Origin of the sequence: Sorangium sp. So ce296 (assembly GCF_051529605.1) — a bacterium.
In the GTDB taxonomy this organism is placed as follows: Bacteria; Myxococcota_A; Polyangia; order Polyangiales; family Polyangiaceae; genus Sorangium; species Sorangium cellulosum_D.
This window is the reverse complement of record NZ_CP150325.1, coordinates 321,903-335,632: the sequence shown is the minus strand read 5'-3', so window position 1 is coordinate 335,632 and position 13,730 is coordinate 321,903. Positions and strand designations below refer to the sequence as shown.

Annotated in this window: 11 protein-coding genes; 8 read left to right on the top strand and 3 right to left on the bottom strand. The window is 71.7% G+C overall.

Features of this window, described 5'->3' with window-relative positions; translation table 11 throughout:
- The first annotated feature begins 82 nt into the window (after nucleotides 1–82).
- The 7 genes from WME98_RS01330 (at nucleotide 83) to WME98_RS01300 (ending at nucleotide 10,291) form a co-directional block, all read left to right on the top strand.
- Nucleotides 83–2,518 carry a type VI secretion system Vgr family protein gene (locus WME98_RS01330; RefSeq protein WP_437949603.1) on the top strand — a complete coding sequence of 812 codons (2,436 nt, stop codon included), beginning with the start codon at nucleotides 83–85 and terminating at the stop codon, nucleotides 2,516–2,518.
- A 6-nt stretch (nucleotides 2,519–2,524) separates the two neighbouring features.
- Nucleotides 2,525–5,197 (top strand): DUF2169 family type VI secretion system accessory protein, encoded by a 2,673-nt coding sequence (locus WME98_RS01325; RefSeq protein WP_437949601.1) that lies wholly within the window; start codon nucleotides 2,525–2,527, stop codon nucleotides 5,195–5,197.
- Nucleotides 5,194–6,294, top strand: coding sequence for a pentapeptide repeat-containing protein (locus WME98_RS01320; RefSeq protein WP_437949599.1), 1,101 nt, complete (start codon nucleotides 5,194–5,196; stop codon nucleotides 6,292–6,294). Before WME98_RS01325 ends, WME98_RS01320 begins: the two co-directional genes overlap by 4 nt.
- Before the next feature lie 97 nt (nucleotides 6,295–6,391).
- The gene (locus WME98_RS01315; RefSeq protein ID WP_437949597.1) at nucleotides 6,392–7,111 is read left to right on the top strand and encodes a DUF3540 domain-containing protein; all 720 of its coding nucleotides are present in this window, start codon (nucleotides 6,392–6,394) and stop codon (nucleotides 7,109–7,111) included.
- Nucleotides 7,112–7,163: 52 nt separating this feature from the next.
- A complete protein-coding gene (locus WME98_RS01310) occupies nucleotides 7,164–7,556 on the top strand; it encodes a DUF4150 domain-containing protein (RefSeq protein WP_020737870.1) in 393 nt (130 codons plus the stop codon).
- Nucleotides 7,553–9,313, top strand: a complete 1,761-nt coding sequence (locus WME98_RS01305) for a hypothetical protein (protein WP_437949595.1) — start codon at nucleotides 7,553–7,555, stop codon at nucleotides 9,311–9,313. Before WME98_RS01310 ends, WME98_RS01305 begins: the two co-directional genes overlap by 4 nt.
- Nucleotides 9,314–9,883: 570 nt before the next feature.
- Nucleotides 9,884–10,291: a VOC family protein gene (locus WME98_RS01300; protein WP_437949593.1), complete on the top strand. Its 408-nt coding sequence runs from the start codon at nucleotides 9,884–9,886 to the stop codon at nucleotides 10,289–10,291.
- A gap of 471 nt (nucleotides 10,292–10,762) precedes the next feature.
- Here the strand turns inward: WME98_RS01300 and WME98_RS01295 are convergent, their stop codons facing one another.
- Together WME98_RS01295 and WME98_RS01290 are read right to left on the bottom strand one after the other, a co-directional pair.
- Nucleotides 10,763–11,653, bottom strand: a complete 891-nt coding sequence (locus WME98_RS01295) for an NAD(P)-dependent oxidoreductase (protein ID WP_437949591.1) — start codon at nucleotides 11,651–11,653, stop codon at nucleotides 10,763–10,765.
- Nucleotides 11,650–12,522: an NAD(P)-dependent oxidoreductase gene (locus WME98_RS01290; RefSeq protein ID WP_437949589.1), complete on the bottom strand. Its 873-nt coding sequence runs from the start codon at nucleotides 12,520–12,522 to the stop codon at nucleotides 11,650–11,652. Before WME98_RS01290 ends, WME98_RS01295 begins: the two co-directional genes overlap by 4 nt.
- A gap of 111 nt (nucleotides 12,523–12,633) precedes the next feature.
- On the opposite strand from WME98_RS01290, the gene WME98_RS01285 reads away from it, so the two are divergent.
- Entirely contained in the window at nucleotides 12,634–12,981 is a 348-nt protein-coding gene (locus tag WME98_RS01285; RefSeq protein ID WP_437507249.1) for a winged helix-turn-helix transcriptional regulator, read from the top strand.
- Here the strand turns inward: WME98_RS01285 and WME98_RS01280 are convergent.
- Entirely contained in the window at nucleotides 12,962–13,549 is a 588-nt protein-coding gene (locus WME98_RS01280) for a transposase (protein ID WP_437949587.1), read from the bottom strand. The genes WME98_RS01285 and WME98_RS01280 overlap by 20 nt on opposite strands.
- Nucleotides 13,550–13,730: the final 181 nt, after the last annotated feature.

Here is a 13,730-nt window from a genome sequence, read left to right as displayed (position 1 = left end):
GGCAGCAGCTGAGCGTTGACGCCGCGGCGCGATGCGCTGAGATTCCGCCGTCAACACTTAGGTCTGGGACGGGAGACTCTTGATGCGCCACGACGGTTTCACGCTCTCGTGCTCGGCGCTCGCCAGCGTCGCTTTCATCGGCTTCCGGGGCACCGAGCACGTCTCGCAGCCGTACGAGTTCGAGCTCTTCTTCTCCGTCCCCGCGAACACCGACGTGCGCAAGGCGGTGGGCGAGCGGGCGACCGTCCGCGCGAACCGCGGCCAGGGGAACGACCCGTTCGTGCTGCACGGGGTGATCGCGAGCGTGCGCCTCCTGCACCAGAACGCGGATCGGGCGCTGTACCAGGCGCTGCTCGTGCCGAAGCTCTGGCTCCTGCGCCACTTCTGGCGCAGCCACGTCTTCACGAACCAGGCCGTCAAGGAGTTCCTCTCGGCGACGCTCCAGAGCGGCGGGCTCGCGGCCAGCGAGTTCCGCTTCTCGATCGACGACGCCGACTACCCGGTCGAGGAGTTCGTCGCGCAGTACCGCGAGACGCAGCTCGCGTTCTTCCACCGGTGGCTCGAGCGCGAGGGGCTCTACTACTACTTCGAGCACCCCGAGGACGGGCCCGGCGAGGTGCTCGTCGTCGTGGACGACCGCGGGCTGCACGACGACTTCCCGGGCGGCGGCGCCGTGCGCTACGTGCCCCTCTTCGGCGAAGACGTGACCGCGCCGCCGGGCCTGCACCACCTCGAGCAGGACGTGCAGTGGCTCCCGAAGTCGGTCACCATCGCCGATTACAACTACTCGAACCCGTCCGCGTCGGTGAAGGGCGAGAGCAGCATCACCCAGAACGGGCTGGGCGCGATCCGCGAGTACGGCTACCGCGTCTTCATGCAGAGCGACGCCGAGCGCCTCGCGCAGGTGCGCGCGCAGTCGATCGGCTGCCGCGAGGTGACCTTGCGCGGCAGCGGCGACGTGCTCGGCCCCCGCGCCGGGTACCGGTTCTCGCTGGAGGACCAGCCGGGCGACGTCGGCGAGGAGTGGCTCGCGCTGGAGGTGCACCACACCGCGTCGATCGCCGGGATCACGCCCGAGATCGCGAAGCTCACGCGGCTCTCGGACAAGGACATCTACGGCGTGAAGCTGCTCGCGATCCCGGCCGACGTGCAGTTCCGCGCGCCGCAGACGACGCCGTGGCCGCGCATCTACGGGCTCGAGAACGCCGTGGTCTGCGGCCCCGCCGACAGCCAGTACGCCCAGATCGACGCCGACGGCCGCTACCTCGTGCGCTTCGAGTTCGACACGAGCGGCCTGCCCGACGCGCGCGTCTCGACGCGGGTGCGCATGATGCAGCCCCACGGCGGGACGACCGAGGGCTTCCACTTCCCGCTGCGCAAGGGGACCGAGGTGATGATCGCCTTCCTCGGCGGCGACCCGGACCGGCCGTTCATCGCCGGGGTCGTGCCGAACGCGCACCGGCCGAGCGTCGTCGGGGAGCGCAACCTCAGCCAGAACATCATCCGGACCGGCAGCGGCAACCAGCTCGTGCTCGAGGACGAGCAGGGCAAGGAGTTCATCTTCCTCCACACGCCGAACAACCGCACCGGCATCTACATGGGCACGCCGAGCGGCGGCCACTCGTCGGTCTACACGGGCGACGGCGAGACGCAGGTCGGCACGTTCCTGTCCCCCGAGAACGCCGACCCGGCGGTCGCGGGCAGCAGCCTCGTTGACGTCACGTTCAGCTACCTCGAGACGACGTGCGGCGACGGCGGGTCCTGGATCGGCGGCGACTCCTGGGAGAACGTCGGCGGGCAGAAGTTCAGCATGGTGGTGGGCGACCTCTGGGCGGGCGTCGGCGCGACGTACACGTTCCAGGTCACCGGCGCGGCGACGGAGACGTACTACGCGACGCGCACGACCACGATCAAGACGGGCCGCGTGGACACCGTGGAAGCCGGCGGCATGAAGCAGACGATCACCGACGGGATGCAGCTGACCATCACGAGCGGCGGGATGAAGCACGACGTCCACGGCACGTACGAGCAGACGATCGAGCCGGAGGGCTCGTCGACGGTGACCGGGCCGTGGACGCACAAGGTCACGGACCTGAGCTTCGACGACTACCAGAGCTGGAAGACCGAGGTCGCCACCACCTGGAACGGCCACTTCGGCGGCAACGTCGACCTGAAGAGCGACACGAGCTTCGTGATCAAGGCGCCGAGCGCGAAGATCACCGCCACCGACCTGAAGTGGGAGGTGCTCGGGCTGACGTTCGACCTCACGCCGAACAAGCACGAGCTCTACGTCTACAAGGGCGCGAGCGGCGTCCTCAAGACCGACCACGCCGCGCTCTACCAGACGCTGTACGGGCTCAAGCTCGAGCTCGTGGGGATCAAGCTCGACTACGTCGGGATGGACAAGAAGGCCGTCGGCCTCAAGATGAACCAGTTCGGCACCTACCTGAAGCAGAAGGCGATCGGCCTGATCCTCGCCGGGGTCATCGCGTACAACGCCGGCTTCACGAAGCTCTGAGCGCGGATGCGAGTCGTCAAACCCCTCAAGGTCCCGGCGCTCACGCGCGTCGTCGAGGTCGCGCGGCGCCTCAGGTTCCACGTGGGCGCGATGGTGGCGTTCCCCCTCGACGCGCCGCGCTCGCTCGTCGACGAGATGACGTTCTGGCAGGCCGCGACCCCGGAGCTCGGGAGCCTCCCGCTCGACGACGGCATCGCGAAGGCGCGCGGCGAGCTGCTCGTCGCGGGCCGGTGCTACGCCCCGGAGGGCCGCCGCGTCGCCGCGTCGTTCGTGCGCGCGCGGCTCGGCGCCGTCGACAAGCGCCTGGCCGTGCTGGGCGACCGGCACTGGACCGGCCACGGCTTCACGGAGCCGGAGCCGTTCGCGGAGATGCCCATCGACTGGGCGCACGCCCTCGGCGGGCCGAAGGACGCGGCGAACCCCTACGGCAAGGGGCTCGAGGAGGTCGAGCGCGGCGGGCAGCGCGTCCGGCCGCTGCCGAACGTGGAGCACTACGGCGCGCTGATCCGCTCGCCCGGCGACCGGCCGGGCCCGGCGTCCTTCCTCCCGATGGACGTGACGTTCGCCCAGCGCCGCGCCCGCGCGGGGACGTACGGCCCGGACTACGCCGAGAAGTGGGCGCCCGGCCTGCCGCCCGACGTGGATCCCGCCTTCTTCAACGTCGCGCCGAGCGATCAATGGAGCGCCGAGCCGCTGCGCGGCGACGAGGCGTTCGTCGTGGAGAACATGCACCCGACGCGCCCGCGCATCGAGGGCGCGCTCCCCGGCCTCGCCGCGCGCGTGCTCGTCACCCGCCGCGACGCGGGCGGGGAGGCGTTCGTGGAGCTGCCCGTCCGCTGCGACACGGTGTGGCTCTTCCCCTCGGCCAATTTCGGCGTGGTGATCTTCCACGGCTCGATGCCCGTGGCCGAGGACGACGCCGCGGACATCGTCGATCTCGTCGTCGCCTGCGAGGAGATCGGCCGCCCCCGGCCGATCGAGCACTACCGCGAGGCGCTCGCCCGGCGGATCGACAGGGACCGGGGCGCGATCGCGTCCCTCAGCGACAGCGATCTCATGCCGCCGCGCGAGTCGGGCGTCGTCGCGAACGTCGCCGGGCTCCAGATGATGCAGTGGATCAAGAGCGAGAACCTCGCCGCGCCGAACCTGCGGCGCGGCGCGGAGCGGGAGCGCGAGCGCCGCCGCGAGGAGCTCCTCGCCGACGGCATCGACCCCGCGCGCTACGGCCTCGACGGGCCGCTGCCGGAGGAGGAAGCGCCGCCGCCGGTCGACGATCTCGACGCGCTGGTCGTGTACCTGGACGCCGCGTCGCGGAAGATGAAGGAGGAGGAGGAGCGGGCCGCGCGCCTCAAGAAGGAGGCCGAGGAGCGCATGAAAGCGCGGGCCGCGGACATGGGCGTGTCCGAGGAGACGCTCCGGCGCGCCGAGAACGAGGACGAGCCGCCCGGCGGCCCGCCGAAGTTCTCGGCGCAGGCGCAGCTCCAGCAGTACGCCGAGCTGGCCGAGGCGGGGCGCCGCGGCGGCGTGCCCAACCTCGAGCTCGAGGCGATGCTCGCCGATCCGGCGTTCCACGAGCAGCTCTTGCGCCTGGAGCAGACGGCGCGCGAGGGCTACCGCGGCTCGGCGCACCTCCGGTCCGAGGCCCTGCCGATGACCGCCGAGGCCGCGCAGATGGCGCGCGTCGTCGTCGATGCGGCGCGCGAAGCGGGCGAGCCGCTCGACGAGCGCGACCTCACCGGCGCCGACTTCCGCGGGGTCGATCTGCGGGGGATGCGCTTCGTGCGCGCGTTCCTCGAGGGGGCCGACCTGCGCGGCTGCGACCTCTCGGGCGCGGTGCTCGAGGGCGCGGTGCTCGCGAGGGCCGACCTCACGGGCGCGAACCTCACGGGCGCGCGGCTCCGGGGCGCGAACCTGGGCAAGGCGAACCTCGAGGGCGCGGTGCTCGACGACGCCGACCTGACCGAGGCCGTCCTGATGGGCGCGAGGCTCGCCGGGGCGAGCCTGAAGCGGGCGCGGCTCGAGCGCGCGGACGTGCTCCAGGTGAGCTGGGCCGGCGTGGATCTCTCGGGCGCGGACCTCTCGCTCTGCTCGTTCGTCCAGACGAGCTTCGCCGACGCGAACCTCGCCGGGGCGAACCTCGAGCGGGCGACGCTGCTGGAGTGCTCGCTCGACGACGCGGACCTGTCGGGCGCGCGGCTGCACAAGACGTCGCTGATGAGCTGCACGGGGTCGCGGGCGCGCTTCGCGGGCGCGCGCTTCTCCGAGGGGGTCGCCGTCCACAAGAGCGGCCTGCCCGAGGCCGACTTCCGCGACGCGGTGCTCGACAGGACCTGCTTCCGGACGACCGACCTGCGCGGCGCGCGCTTCGATCGCGCCCAGATGACGATGACCGATCTCTCCGAGGCCGACGCGACGGGCGCGATCTTCGACCGCGCGGTCATGAAGAACGCCCTCCTGATCCGGACGAACCTCGACCGCGCCTCGCTCCGCGGGTGCAACCTGACGGAGGCGATCCTCTCGAAATCGCGCCTGGCGGGGGCCGACTTCACGGGCGCGCAGCTCTGCCGGGCCGATTTCAGCCGCGCGCGCGGGGACAGCCGGACGACGTTCGCCGAGGCGAGCGTCGACTTCGCCCGGTTCGACCGGCAGGCGGCGCCGGCTCCCGGAGGCGCGACATGAACCGCGACGAGGTGCTCGACAAGGTCCGCCACGGGGAGCCGATCCAGGCCGTGGACATCTCCGGGCTCGACCTGACGGGCGCGGATCTCTCGGGCGCGGTGTTCGACCGGGTCCGCATGCCCCGCGCGATGCGGGGCGCGCTCGTCAAGGAGTCGACGTTCGCGGAGTGCGACCTGTCGGGCGTGGACGCGGCGGGCGTGGACCTGCACCTGACGACCTTCTTCCGGAGCCGCCTCGACGGGGCGACGCTCTCGGGGGCGAGGCTCGTCGGCGCGAGCTTCGTCGAGTCGACGCTCGAGGGCGCGGCGCTGTCGGGCGCGGAGGCGCCCATCGCGACGTGGACGACGTGCTCGGTCGAGCGCGCCTCGTTCGAGGGGGCGAACCTCGACCGGGCGAACCTCGTCGAGGTCAGGGCCGACGGCGCCAATTTCTCTCGCGCCAACCTCGAGAAGGCGACGCTGTACAGGCTCGACCTGCGCACCGCGCTGCTCGACGGCGCGAACCTGACGCTCACGACGCTGGTCGAGGCCGCGCTGGGCGCGCGGGCGTTCCAGGGGATCAGGCTGTTCCGCACGCAGTTCATGCGCGGCAGCGTCGCGGGCTCCAGCTTCGCGGGCTGCGACGCGACGCAGTGCAACTTCACCGGCGTCGACGTGTCGGGCTGCGACTTCAGCGACGCGGTCCTGACGCAGGCGCTCTTCGGCGAGGCGAAGGCGGCGCAGGCGCGGTTCCCGCGGGCGAGGCTGAAGAACACGATCTTCGAGCGGGCCGCGCTCGCGGAGGCCGATTTCTCGGGCGCGGAGCTCGTCGAGGCGTACCTCGCGTTCGCCTCGTGCCCCGGCGCGCGCTTCGTCGGCGCGAAGCTCGCGTACGCGGACCTCTCGCACTGCGATCTGTCCGGCGCCGACTTCACGCAGGCGTCGATGTTCCGCGCGAAGCTGCACCGCGCCCGCCGCGACGGCGCGCGGCTGCCGGCCGGGGCAGGGTGGCTGGGCGACGACGAGAAGCTCGCCGCGCTCGAGGACTGGAAGCCGAAGCGCGGCGGCGAGCGAGACGAGCGTGGCGAGCGTGGCGAGCGCGACGCAGAGCGCCCGTGAGACGCGAGATGCCGTTGATTCCCCTCGAAAATTGCCAGAAACTGGCGCGGCGGCCTGCACGTCCCGAACGGGCGGAGCCGGGCCGAGGAGATCCGAGATGCAGAGCACGGCGGCCCGCGAGCCCCTGACGGTGGCACACGACGACAGCGCGCAGGACGACCTCCTGGCCGCGGTGGATCTGCCGCCGGTGGAGGCGGCGCCGCGGCGCGCGCCGTCGCTCGAGACGGGCGTCGTCCGGGGCACGGCGTCGGGGCTCCTGGTCGAGCTCGGCGGCGGCCCGGTGATCGCGCGGCGCGCGAAGAGCTGCCTCGTGGCGCCGGACGCGGGGGATCGGGTGCTCTGCGCGACGGACGGGGATCAGGTGTTCGTCCTCGCGGTGCTCGAGGGCGAGGCCGGCGCGACGACGCGGGTGGTCGCCGAGGGCGACCTGAAGGTGCAGGCGACGGGGCGCCTCGCGCTCGGCGCGGGGGACCAGATCGAGATCGCCGCCGCCCGGGAGGTGGGGCTGTTCGCGGGCAAGCTCCAGGTCCGCGCGCAGGCGGCGGCCGCCGCGATCGAGGAGCTCGGGCTGGTGGGCGGGTCGCTCGAGGCGCACCTCCAGAAGGCGGTCGTCGTGGCCGAGCGCATGGAAGCGCGCGCAGGCCGCCTCGTGCAGCGGGCGAAGCAGGCGTTCCGCTTCGTCGAGGCGCTCGAGCAGGTGCGCGCGGGGGTCTTCGACCTGCGCGCGGAGGGGCTCGCGGCCGTCCGCGGGGAGAACACGATCGTCGCCGCGCGGACGCTCGCGAAGCTCGACGGCGAGCAGGTGAAGATCGGCTGAGGGCCCGCGCCGCGGGGCGCCGCGGACGCTGGCAAGGACGAGGGGTGAAGCGATGCTCGCGAAGACGACCGCAGGGGGGATGTGCTTGGCGTTCCCCGACGTGTGTTTGACCCCCACGCCGGCGCCGGTGCCGATCCCGTACCCGAACATCTCGCTGCACCCGATGAGCGTGCTGTTCGTGCCGAACGTGCTGGTCACGTGCGCGCCGGCGCACAACATGCTGACCGTCGCGCCGCTCACGATGGGGGACAACCCGGGCGTCGCGCTCGGCGTCGCGTCCGGGATGGTGATGGGCCCGTCGCGCAACATCACCGCGGCCTTCACGGTGATCGTCGGCTGCGCGCCGATGACGCGCCTGACGAGCCTCTCGCTGCAGAACAGCACGAACACGGTGGGCATGGCGATCGTGCCGAGCGTCACCACGGTGGTCGTGCTCTCCCCGTGAGCGGCGCGCGCCCCCTGCCCGCGATGGAAGCGTCCTCGTCCGAGAGGCGCCCGCTCGCCGAGGCGCTGGCGAAGCTCGACGCGGCGATGCGCCCGCTGCGGGGCAGCAGCGCCGATCCGGAGCGGCGCCGCGTGGCGGCCCGGCTCGCGGACCTGGCGCGCTGCGAGGACGACGAGCTCGCGGCGTTCTCGAGCCGGCACCTGCCTGGCCGCGCGGTGGACGAGCCGGCGCTGCGGGCCGCGCGCGAGATGATCCTGGCGATCGGCCGGGTCCTCGGCCCGGACGGCGAGAGCGCCGAGGCGATGGGCGCGCTTCAGGACGCGCGCCGCGCGCTCGACGAGCGGCTGGCCGAGGCGAAGCGGGCCGCTGCGCAGCGCGAGGCCGAGGCCGCCGCTGCCACGACGGGCGCGCCGGCGCTGGTCGAGGCGTCGGGGCCGCACTCGTGGCCGGGCGGGGGATTGCCCTTCGTGGCGGCGCCTGCGTCGGTGGCGGCACCCCCGCCGATGAGCCTGGCTGCGCTGGCCGCGGTGCCCGCGCCTGCGTCGGTGCCTGCGCCTGCGCCGGTGGCGGTGCCTGCGCCGGTGGCGGTGCCTGCGCCGGTGGCGGTGCCTGCGCCGGTGGCGGTGCCTGCGCCGGTGGCGGTGCCCCCGCCGATGGCTGTGCCCCCGCCGATGGCTGTGCCCCCGCCGATGGCCGTGCGCGAGGCGGAGGATGCTGGTGCCGTGACGAGCGCGCCGGCGCTGGTCGAGGCGTCGGGGCCGCTGTCACGGCCGGGCGGGGGACTGCCCTTCGCGCCGGTGGCCGCGCCTGCGCCGGTGGCGGTGCCTGCGCCGGTAGCCGCGCCCGCGCCGGTAGCCGCGCCCGCGCCTGCGTCCGAGTCCGCGCCGGTTTCTCGGACGGAGCCGCCGGTTTCCCGGACGGAGCCGCCGTCTTCCGCGACGGAGCCGCCGTCCTCTCGGATCGAGCCGCCCGTGGGGAGCGAGCGGCCCAGGCCGTTCAGCAAGACGCTCCCCGAGACGGGCCGGCTCGTCGGCCCGGCGCTGCCCTTCATCCAGGTGGCGTCCGAGGAGCGCCCGCGGCCGTCCGTAGCGCGCTTCGACGCGGCCCTCCCTTTCCAGCCCGTCGCGAGCGACGGGACGCCGCCGCGCGAGCCTCCCCCGGCGGCGGCGCACCCCGGCCCCGCGTCGGTGTCGCCCCACCACGAGCGCCCTCCCGTGGCTGCAGGCCCGAGCGCCCCGCCGGCCTCGGCGCCGAGCGTCCCGCCCGCGGCCACGCCGAGCATCTCGCCCGCGGCCACGCCGAGCGTCCCGCCCGCGGCCACGCCGAGCATCCCGCCCGCGGCCACGCCGAGCATCCCGCCCGCGGCCACGCCGAGCATCCCGCCCGCGGCCACGCCGAGCATCCCGCCCGCGGCCACGCCGAGCATCCCGCCCGCGGCCACGCCGGGCGCCCACCCGCCCCCCGCGCAGAGCGTCCCGCCGCCGTCCGCGCCGGCGCCTGCGAGCGTCGGGGATCCGCTCAGCATGCGCTCGCCGCCGCCGCTCACGCTCAACCAGTACGCCGGCCTCGTCGTCGCCTGCGAACTGTACCCCGCCTACATCGAGAGCACGCACGCGCGGTACGGCGTCCCGACCCCCGCCGCGCGCGCCGCGCTCGACGCCTTCTGGGCCGCCCGCCTTGCCGCCGATCCCGCGCTCGCCCAGCGCTGGCCGGAGCTCTGCGAGGCGGCGCGCAGGTACTTCCTGCGATCGCGCTGAGCGCCTGCGCCGCAGCGCGGCGCCTCGCGAGGAATCGGCATGATTCGTCGTGTGCACGTATCGCCATGTTTCCTCGCGTGGACGCATCGCCATGCGCGGAAGGCGCAAGAGGGGAAACGACGTGCGCAAGAAGAACTCTGAGAATGTACCGCTCCAGAATGACGCCAGGAAGAGATAGCCTCTCTTTCTTTCTTGGGCCTTTGCGGTGTCTCTCTTCCTCTTCGGGCGGCTCGCGACTGCTAGTTCCAGCCACCAGGAGCCCGGCCATGGATCCGGGGAGAGAGTTCAACGCAAAGGGGCAAAAGCGCGAAGGGACAAATATTACGTATTGCGCCTTCGATCTCTGCATCTTTGCATTGAAGCTTCTCTTCGCTCGCGAGGCAGATCTCTGGCGGGACTGTTCCGCGGGGGCGAACCGTCTCGAACCGTCGGATGCCCCGGCATGTGGGGAGAGCGTGATGACGGATCGCACCGATGGCGGCGCGCCAACGTGCGCGGAGCCCGCGACGCCAGCGGCGCTCCCGCACCTTCTCGCTTGCCTCGGACGACCGCGAGGGGTATCTCGTAGCAATGCCCAAGGACGCCAGGGTGTTCGTTTTCGATCATATTTCGGTCGGTGTCGAGAACCTCGAGCGTGCTACGTCGTTCTACGACGCCTGTCTCGCGCCGCTCGGTTATGTCCGGCTTTGGCAAAACGCCCGTAGCGCGGGGTACGGACCCGAGGGATACGAAGCTGAGGCGCCCTTCGCCATCGTCGCGTCCGGTCCTGAGGCGAAGCCTCCCGGTCGGGGCTTCCACCTCGCCTTTGCCGCCCCGAGTCGCGAGGCGGTCGATCGTTTCCATGCGGAGGCACTCAGCAAGGGTGGTGTCGATGAGGGACCGCCCGGCGTTCGCGAGAACTACGATCCCGGTTACTACGCGTCGTTCGTTCGCGACCTCGACGGCCACCGGCTGGAGGCGGTAGTGCACGAACATTGACCGTGCGGCCGTCGACCTGCTCGATCGCCGTGGTGATATCGTCCAACCGCCCATGACGTGTAGTCGCACGCAACGGGGGCTGCCGAACAAGCCGCTACTCCTGGTGCGGCTGTCGCTCAAGCGCGCCTTCGCTGACGGGACTGTCGCGGTGGACATGGATCCGCTCTCGCTCTTGTGCCGCCTCGCGGCCAGCGTTCCGCCGCCGCGCTTTCGACCCAGGACCGAGCCATCACGACGCTCGCGGTCCCACCCTTTCGGTTGGCTGCGCTACGCTTCTTCGCGCTGCGATCCGGCTTCTTTTACCTACGCGCCGAGGCGCCGCGCCCCGCCGCGATCGAGCTGCTGCCGAGGTGCGCCACGAGCCACCTACCCCGAGGCCCGCAGGGCCGACTTCTGATGACCTACAAGTTCCTCACGCAAGCTGTGCGGTGGTAGCGGCTAAATCGCTCGTGGCGCTTGGGAGGTATGGGGTCAACGCCGGGACTTGATTACCTCATAGAGGGCGGTCCAGTTGTCGGTGCCGCGGCCGGCGGCGATCGTCCGGTCGTAGTGCGACTTGACCGCCTTGGGCACGTCGACGTCGACGCCGAGCGTCTCGCTGGTGCGCACGATGTGATCGGCGGTGGCGCCCATCATCAGCACGGTGCTCAGGTCGCCGGGGTGCACGCCGGTCTCCAGGCTCTTGGCCAGCTCTTGCCCGCCTGCCAGCATCACCGGGATGCCGGTGAACGTGTCGAGCGCGTCGGGCAGGAAGTCGCCCACCGGCACGCCCGCCGCGCTCACCAGCGCCGCCGCCTGGAGGAGTCCCGACAGCGCGGTGAGGAAGACGGTCAGCTGCGCTTGGTACCACAGCTGGGCCAGACCGGGATCCTTGCCGACGTAGCGCGGTGCGCCGAGGAGTCGGAGCACCGACTCGTGCTCCCGAAGCAGCGCCTCTGGACCGCTGTAGTACACATACGCGGCCTCGGTGCCGACCATCGGGGCGGGCACCATCACGCCGCCGGTCAGGAAGCTGGCGCCGTGCTTGGCGGCCCACGCCGTAGCCTCACGCGAGGCCTCCGGTGTATCGGAGCTGAGGTTGACGAGCACTTTGCCGGCCAGCGCGCCGGTGGAACCACCGAGGATGTCGTACATCGCCGGGTAGTCGGTGAGGCTGAGGATGATCAGCTCGCTGGCCACAAGGGCGTCGGCCGGCGTGGGTGCCAGCGTGGCTCCCGCAGTGACGAGCTCAGCGGCCCGGCTCGGCGTGCGGTTCCATACCGTCACGGGGTGCCCGGCGTTCATCAGCGTGGTCACCATCGCTCGACCCATCGGGCCGAGGCCGATGACGGTCACCGGGGCGAGATCGTGAGATGAGTTCATCGGGTGCTCCTCAATTCTTCGAAGATGCGGGCGAAGCCTTCCTTGCCGTGCCCGGCGGCGATCTGGCGGCGGATCATCTGGTGCACCGGTTGCAGCACCTCGGCGCTCACGCCCTGCTCGGTGCTCGCCGCGACGAGCTTGGTGAGGTCGGAGAACTCCAGACTTTGCTGGCCCTCGCCCGCGTAGTCCTTGGCGTCGATTGTGGCGGCGAACCCGGCGAACGCGCCCGTCATGGCGGCAAGGAACGGGGTGGCGCGGGCGGCGAACTCGGTCGCCGACACGCCCTCGGAGCCGACCATCGCCGCGCCGTGCAGGAAGCCGGCGAACATCGCGTACATGCCGGCGAGCATCGCCAGGTCGTAGAGCGAGGCCATGCCGGCGTCGGACCCAAAGTAGGTGCTCTTACCCCACAAGTCGAGCAGCGCCCGGTGTGCGTCGAACGCGGTCTGCGAGCCGCTGTAGAGGATCGAGGAACCCGGGCCGCCAATCATCTCGGGGACGGCCATGATCCCGCCGTCGAGGTAGTCGATGCCATGGGACGCCGACCACGCCGCCAGCTCACGAGCCTGGTTCGGCGTGGTGGTTGTGAGGTTCACGAGGGTGCGCCCGCGCAGGCTCCCTGCGGTCGGGCCGAGCACCTCGTGGACCGAGGCGTGGTCGAACAGGCAGGCGACGATGAGGGGGCTGGCGGAGACGGCAGACTCGGCGGAGCCCGCTGCGGTAGCGCCGCGAGCGACGAGCGGCCGTGCCCTGGCGGGCGAGCGGTTCCAGACGGTGGTGGGGTGCCCGGCGTCGATCAGCGCGGCAGCGAGAGCGGAACCCATCGCGCCGAGGCCGAGCACCGTCGTCGGGGTGGTGTTGTTTCTCATGCCAAGCCATCATTGGCTCGCACCGCCGAGCTGACAAGTACCTACTTTTTTGTTTGATACACACCTTTTGGTAAGGATCGAGCGGGCGCAGTCATGACGCAAAGGAGTTCGATGGCAACGACAGCGAGACGTGGTCCGTACATCTGCGGCATCGACGCCGCGATGGACGTGGTGTCAGGCAAGTGGAAATCGCTGATCCTGTGGGAGCTGAACAATCACGGCACCCGCCGCTTCGGCGAACTGAAGAGTGGCCTGCCGGGCGTCAGCGAGAAGATGCTCATCCAGCACCTGCGCGAGATGGAGGAGGACGGACTGATCCATCGCGAGGTGTACCGCGAGGTGCCACCCAAGGTCGAGTACTCGCTCACCGAGCACGGCCGCACGCTCAATGAAGCCCTCCGCCCGCTGGGCGCCTGGGGCACCGAGCGGATGAAGCGCCTCAAGGCCGGCCAGCGATGATCCCGCCGGGATCTGGGCAAGAGGGCTCGGAGAGACCACGAGCGCTTCGACGTCGCCGGGGATGCCAACGAACTAAGCGGCCGCTCTGAAGGGCGGCTGTCCATCCCACCGTACAGCCCGCATCCCTCCTGGAAAAGCGACGCTGTATCAGCAACTTATCCATGCATCGACGATGAGGCAGCCCTGAGGTCAAGGGCTTGAGCGCTCTCCTTGCGCGGCTGGCCGGCTTCGGCTCGGCAGCCGCGGCGCTCGGCGTCGTCAGTGCAGGTCGTTTCGGTATGGGCGTCTCCCTTCGCCCTGATCGGGCGTCGTTCCGCTTCTTGTGCCGCAGGATCGTGTGCGCAGCCTGCGTCAGCAGCGCGCGCAGATAGGCGTTGCCTTGCTTGGTGATCGAGCCCAGTCGCCGCTTGTCGCGCCCCCCGGAGGTGTCCTCCAAGGGGACCAGGCCGAGATAGGAGGCGAGCTGGTGGGCCGACGGAGCGCGCCGTGATGAACCGCGTTCTCCAGCAGCGGCTGCAGCAGCAATGCCGGAAGGACGCAGTCCTCCGCCGAGCGGCCCACGTCCCACTCGAACGCGAGCCGCCCGACGTGCCGAGACTCCAGGAGCCGAGCGAAGCCCCGGAGCCAGCTCACTTCCTCGCGCACCGTGTGATGGTGGCGTCGCGACTCCTGCATGGCGTCTCGCAGCGGGTCCCCGAGCGTCCTCGCCGGGCCCGGCGGCGCCCGTCTTGCGGATCGCCTCGAGCCGG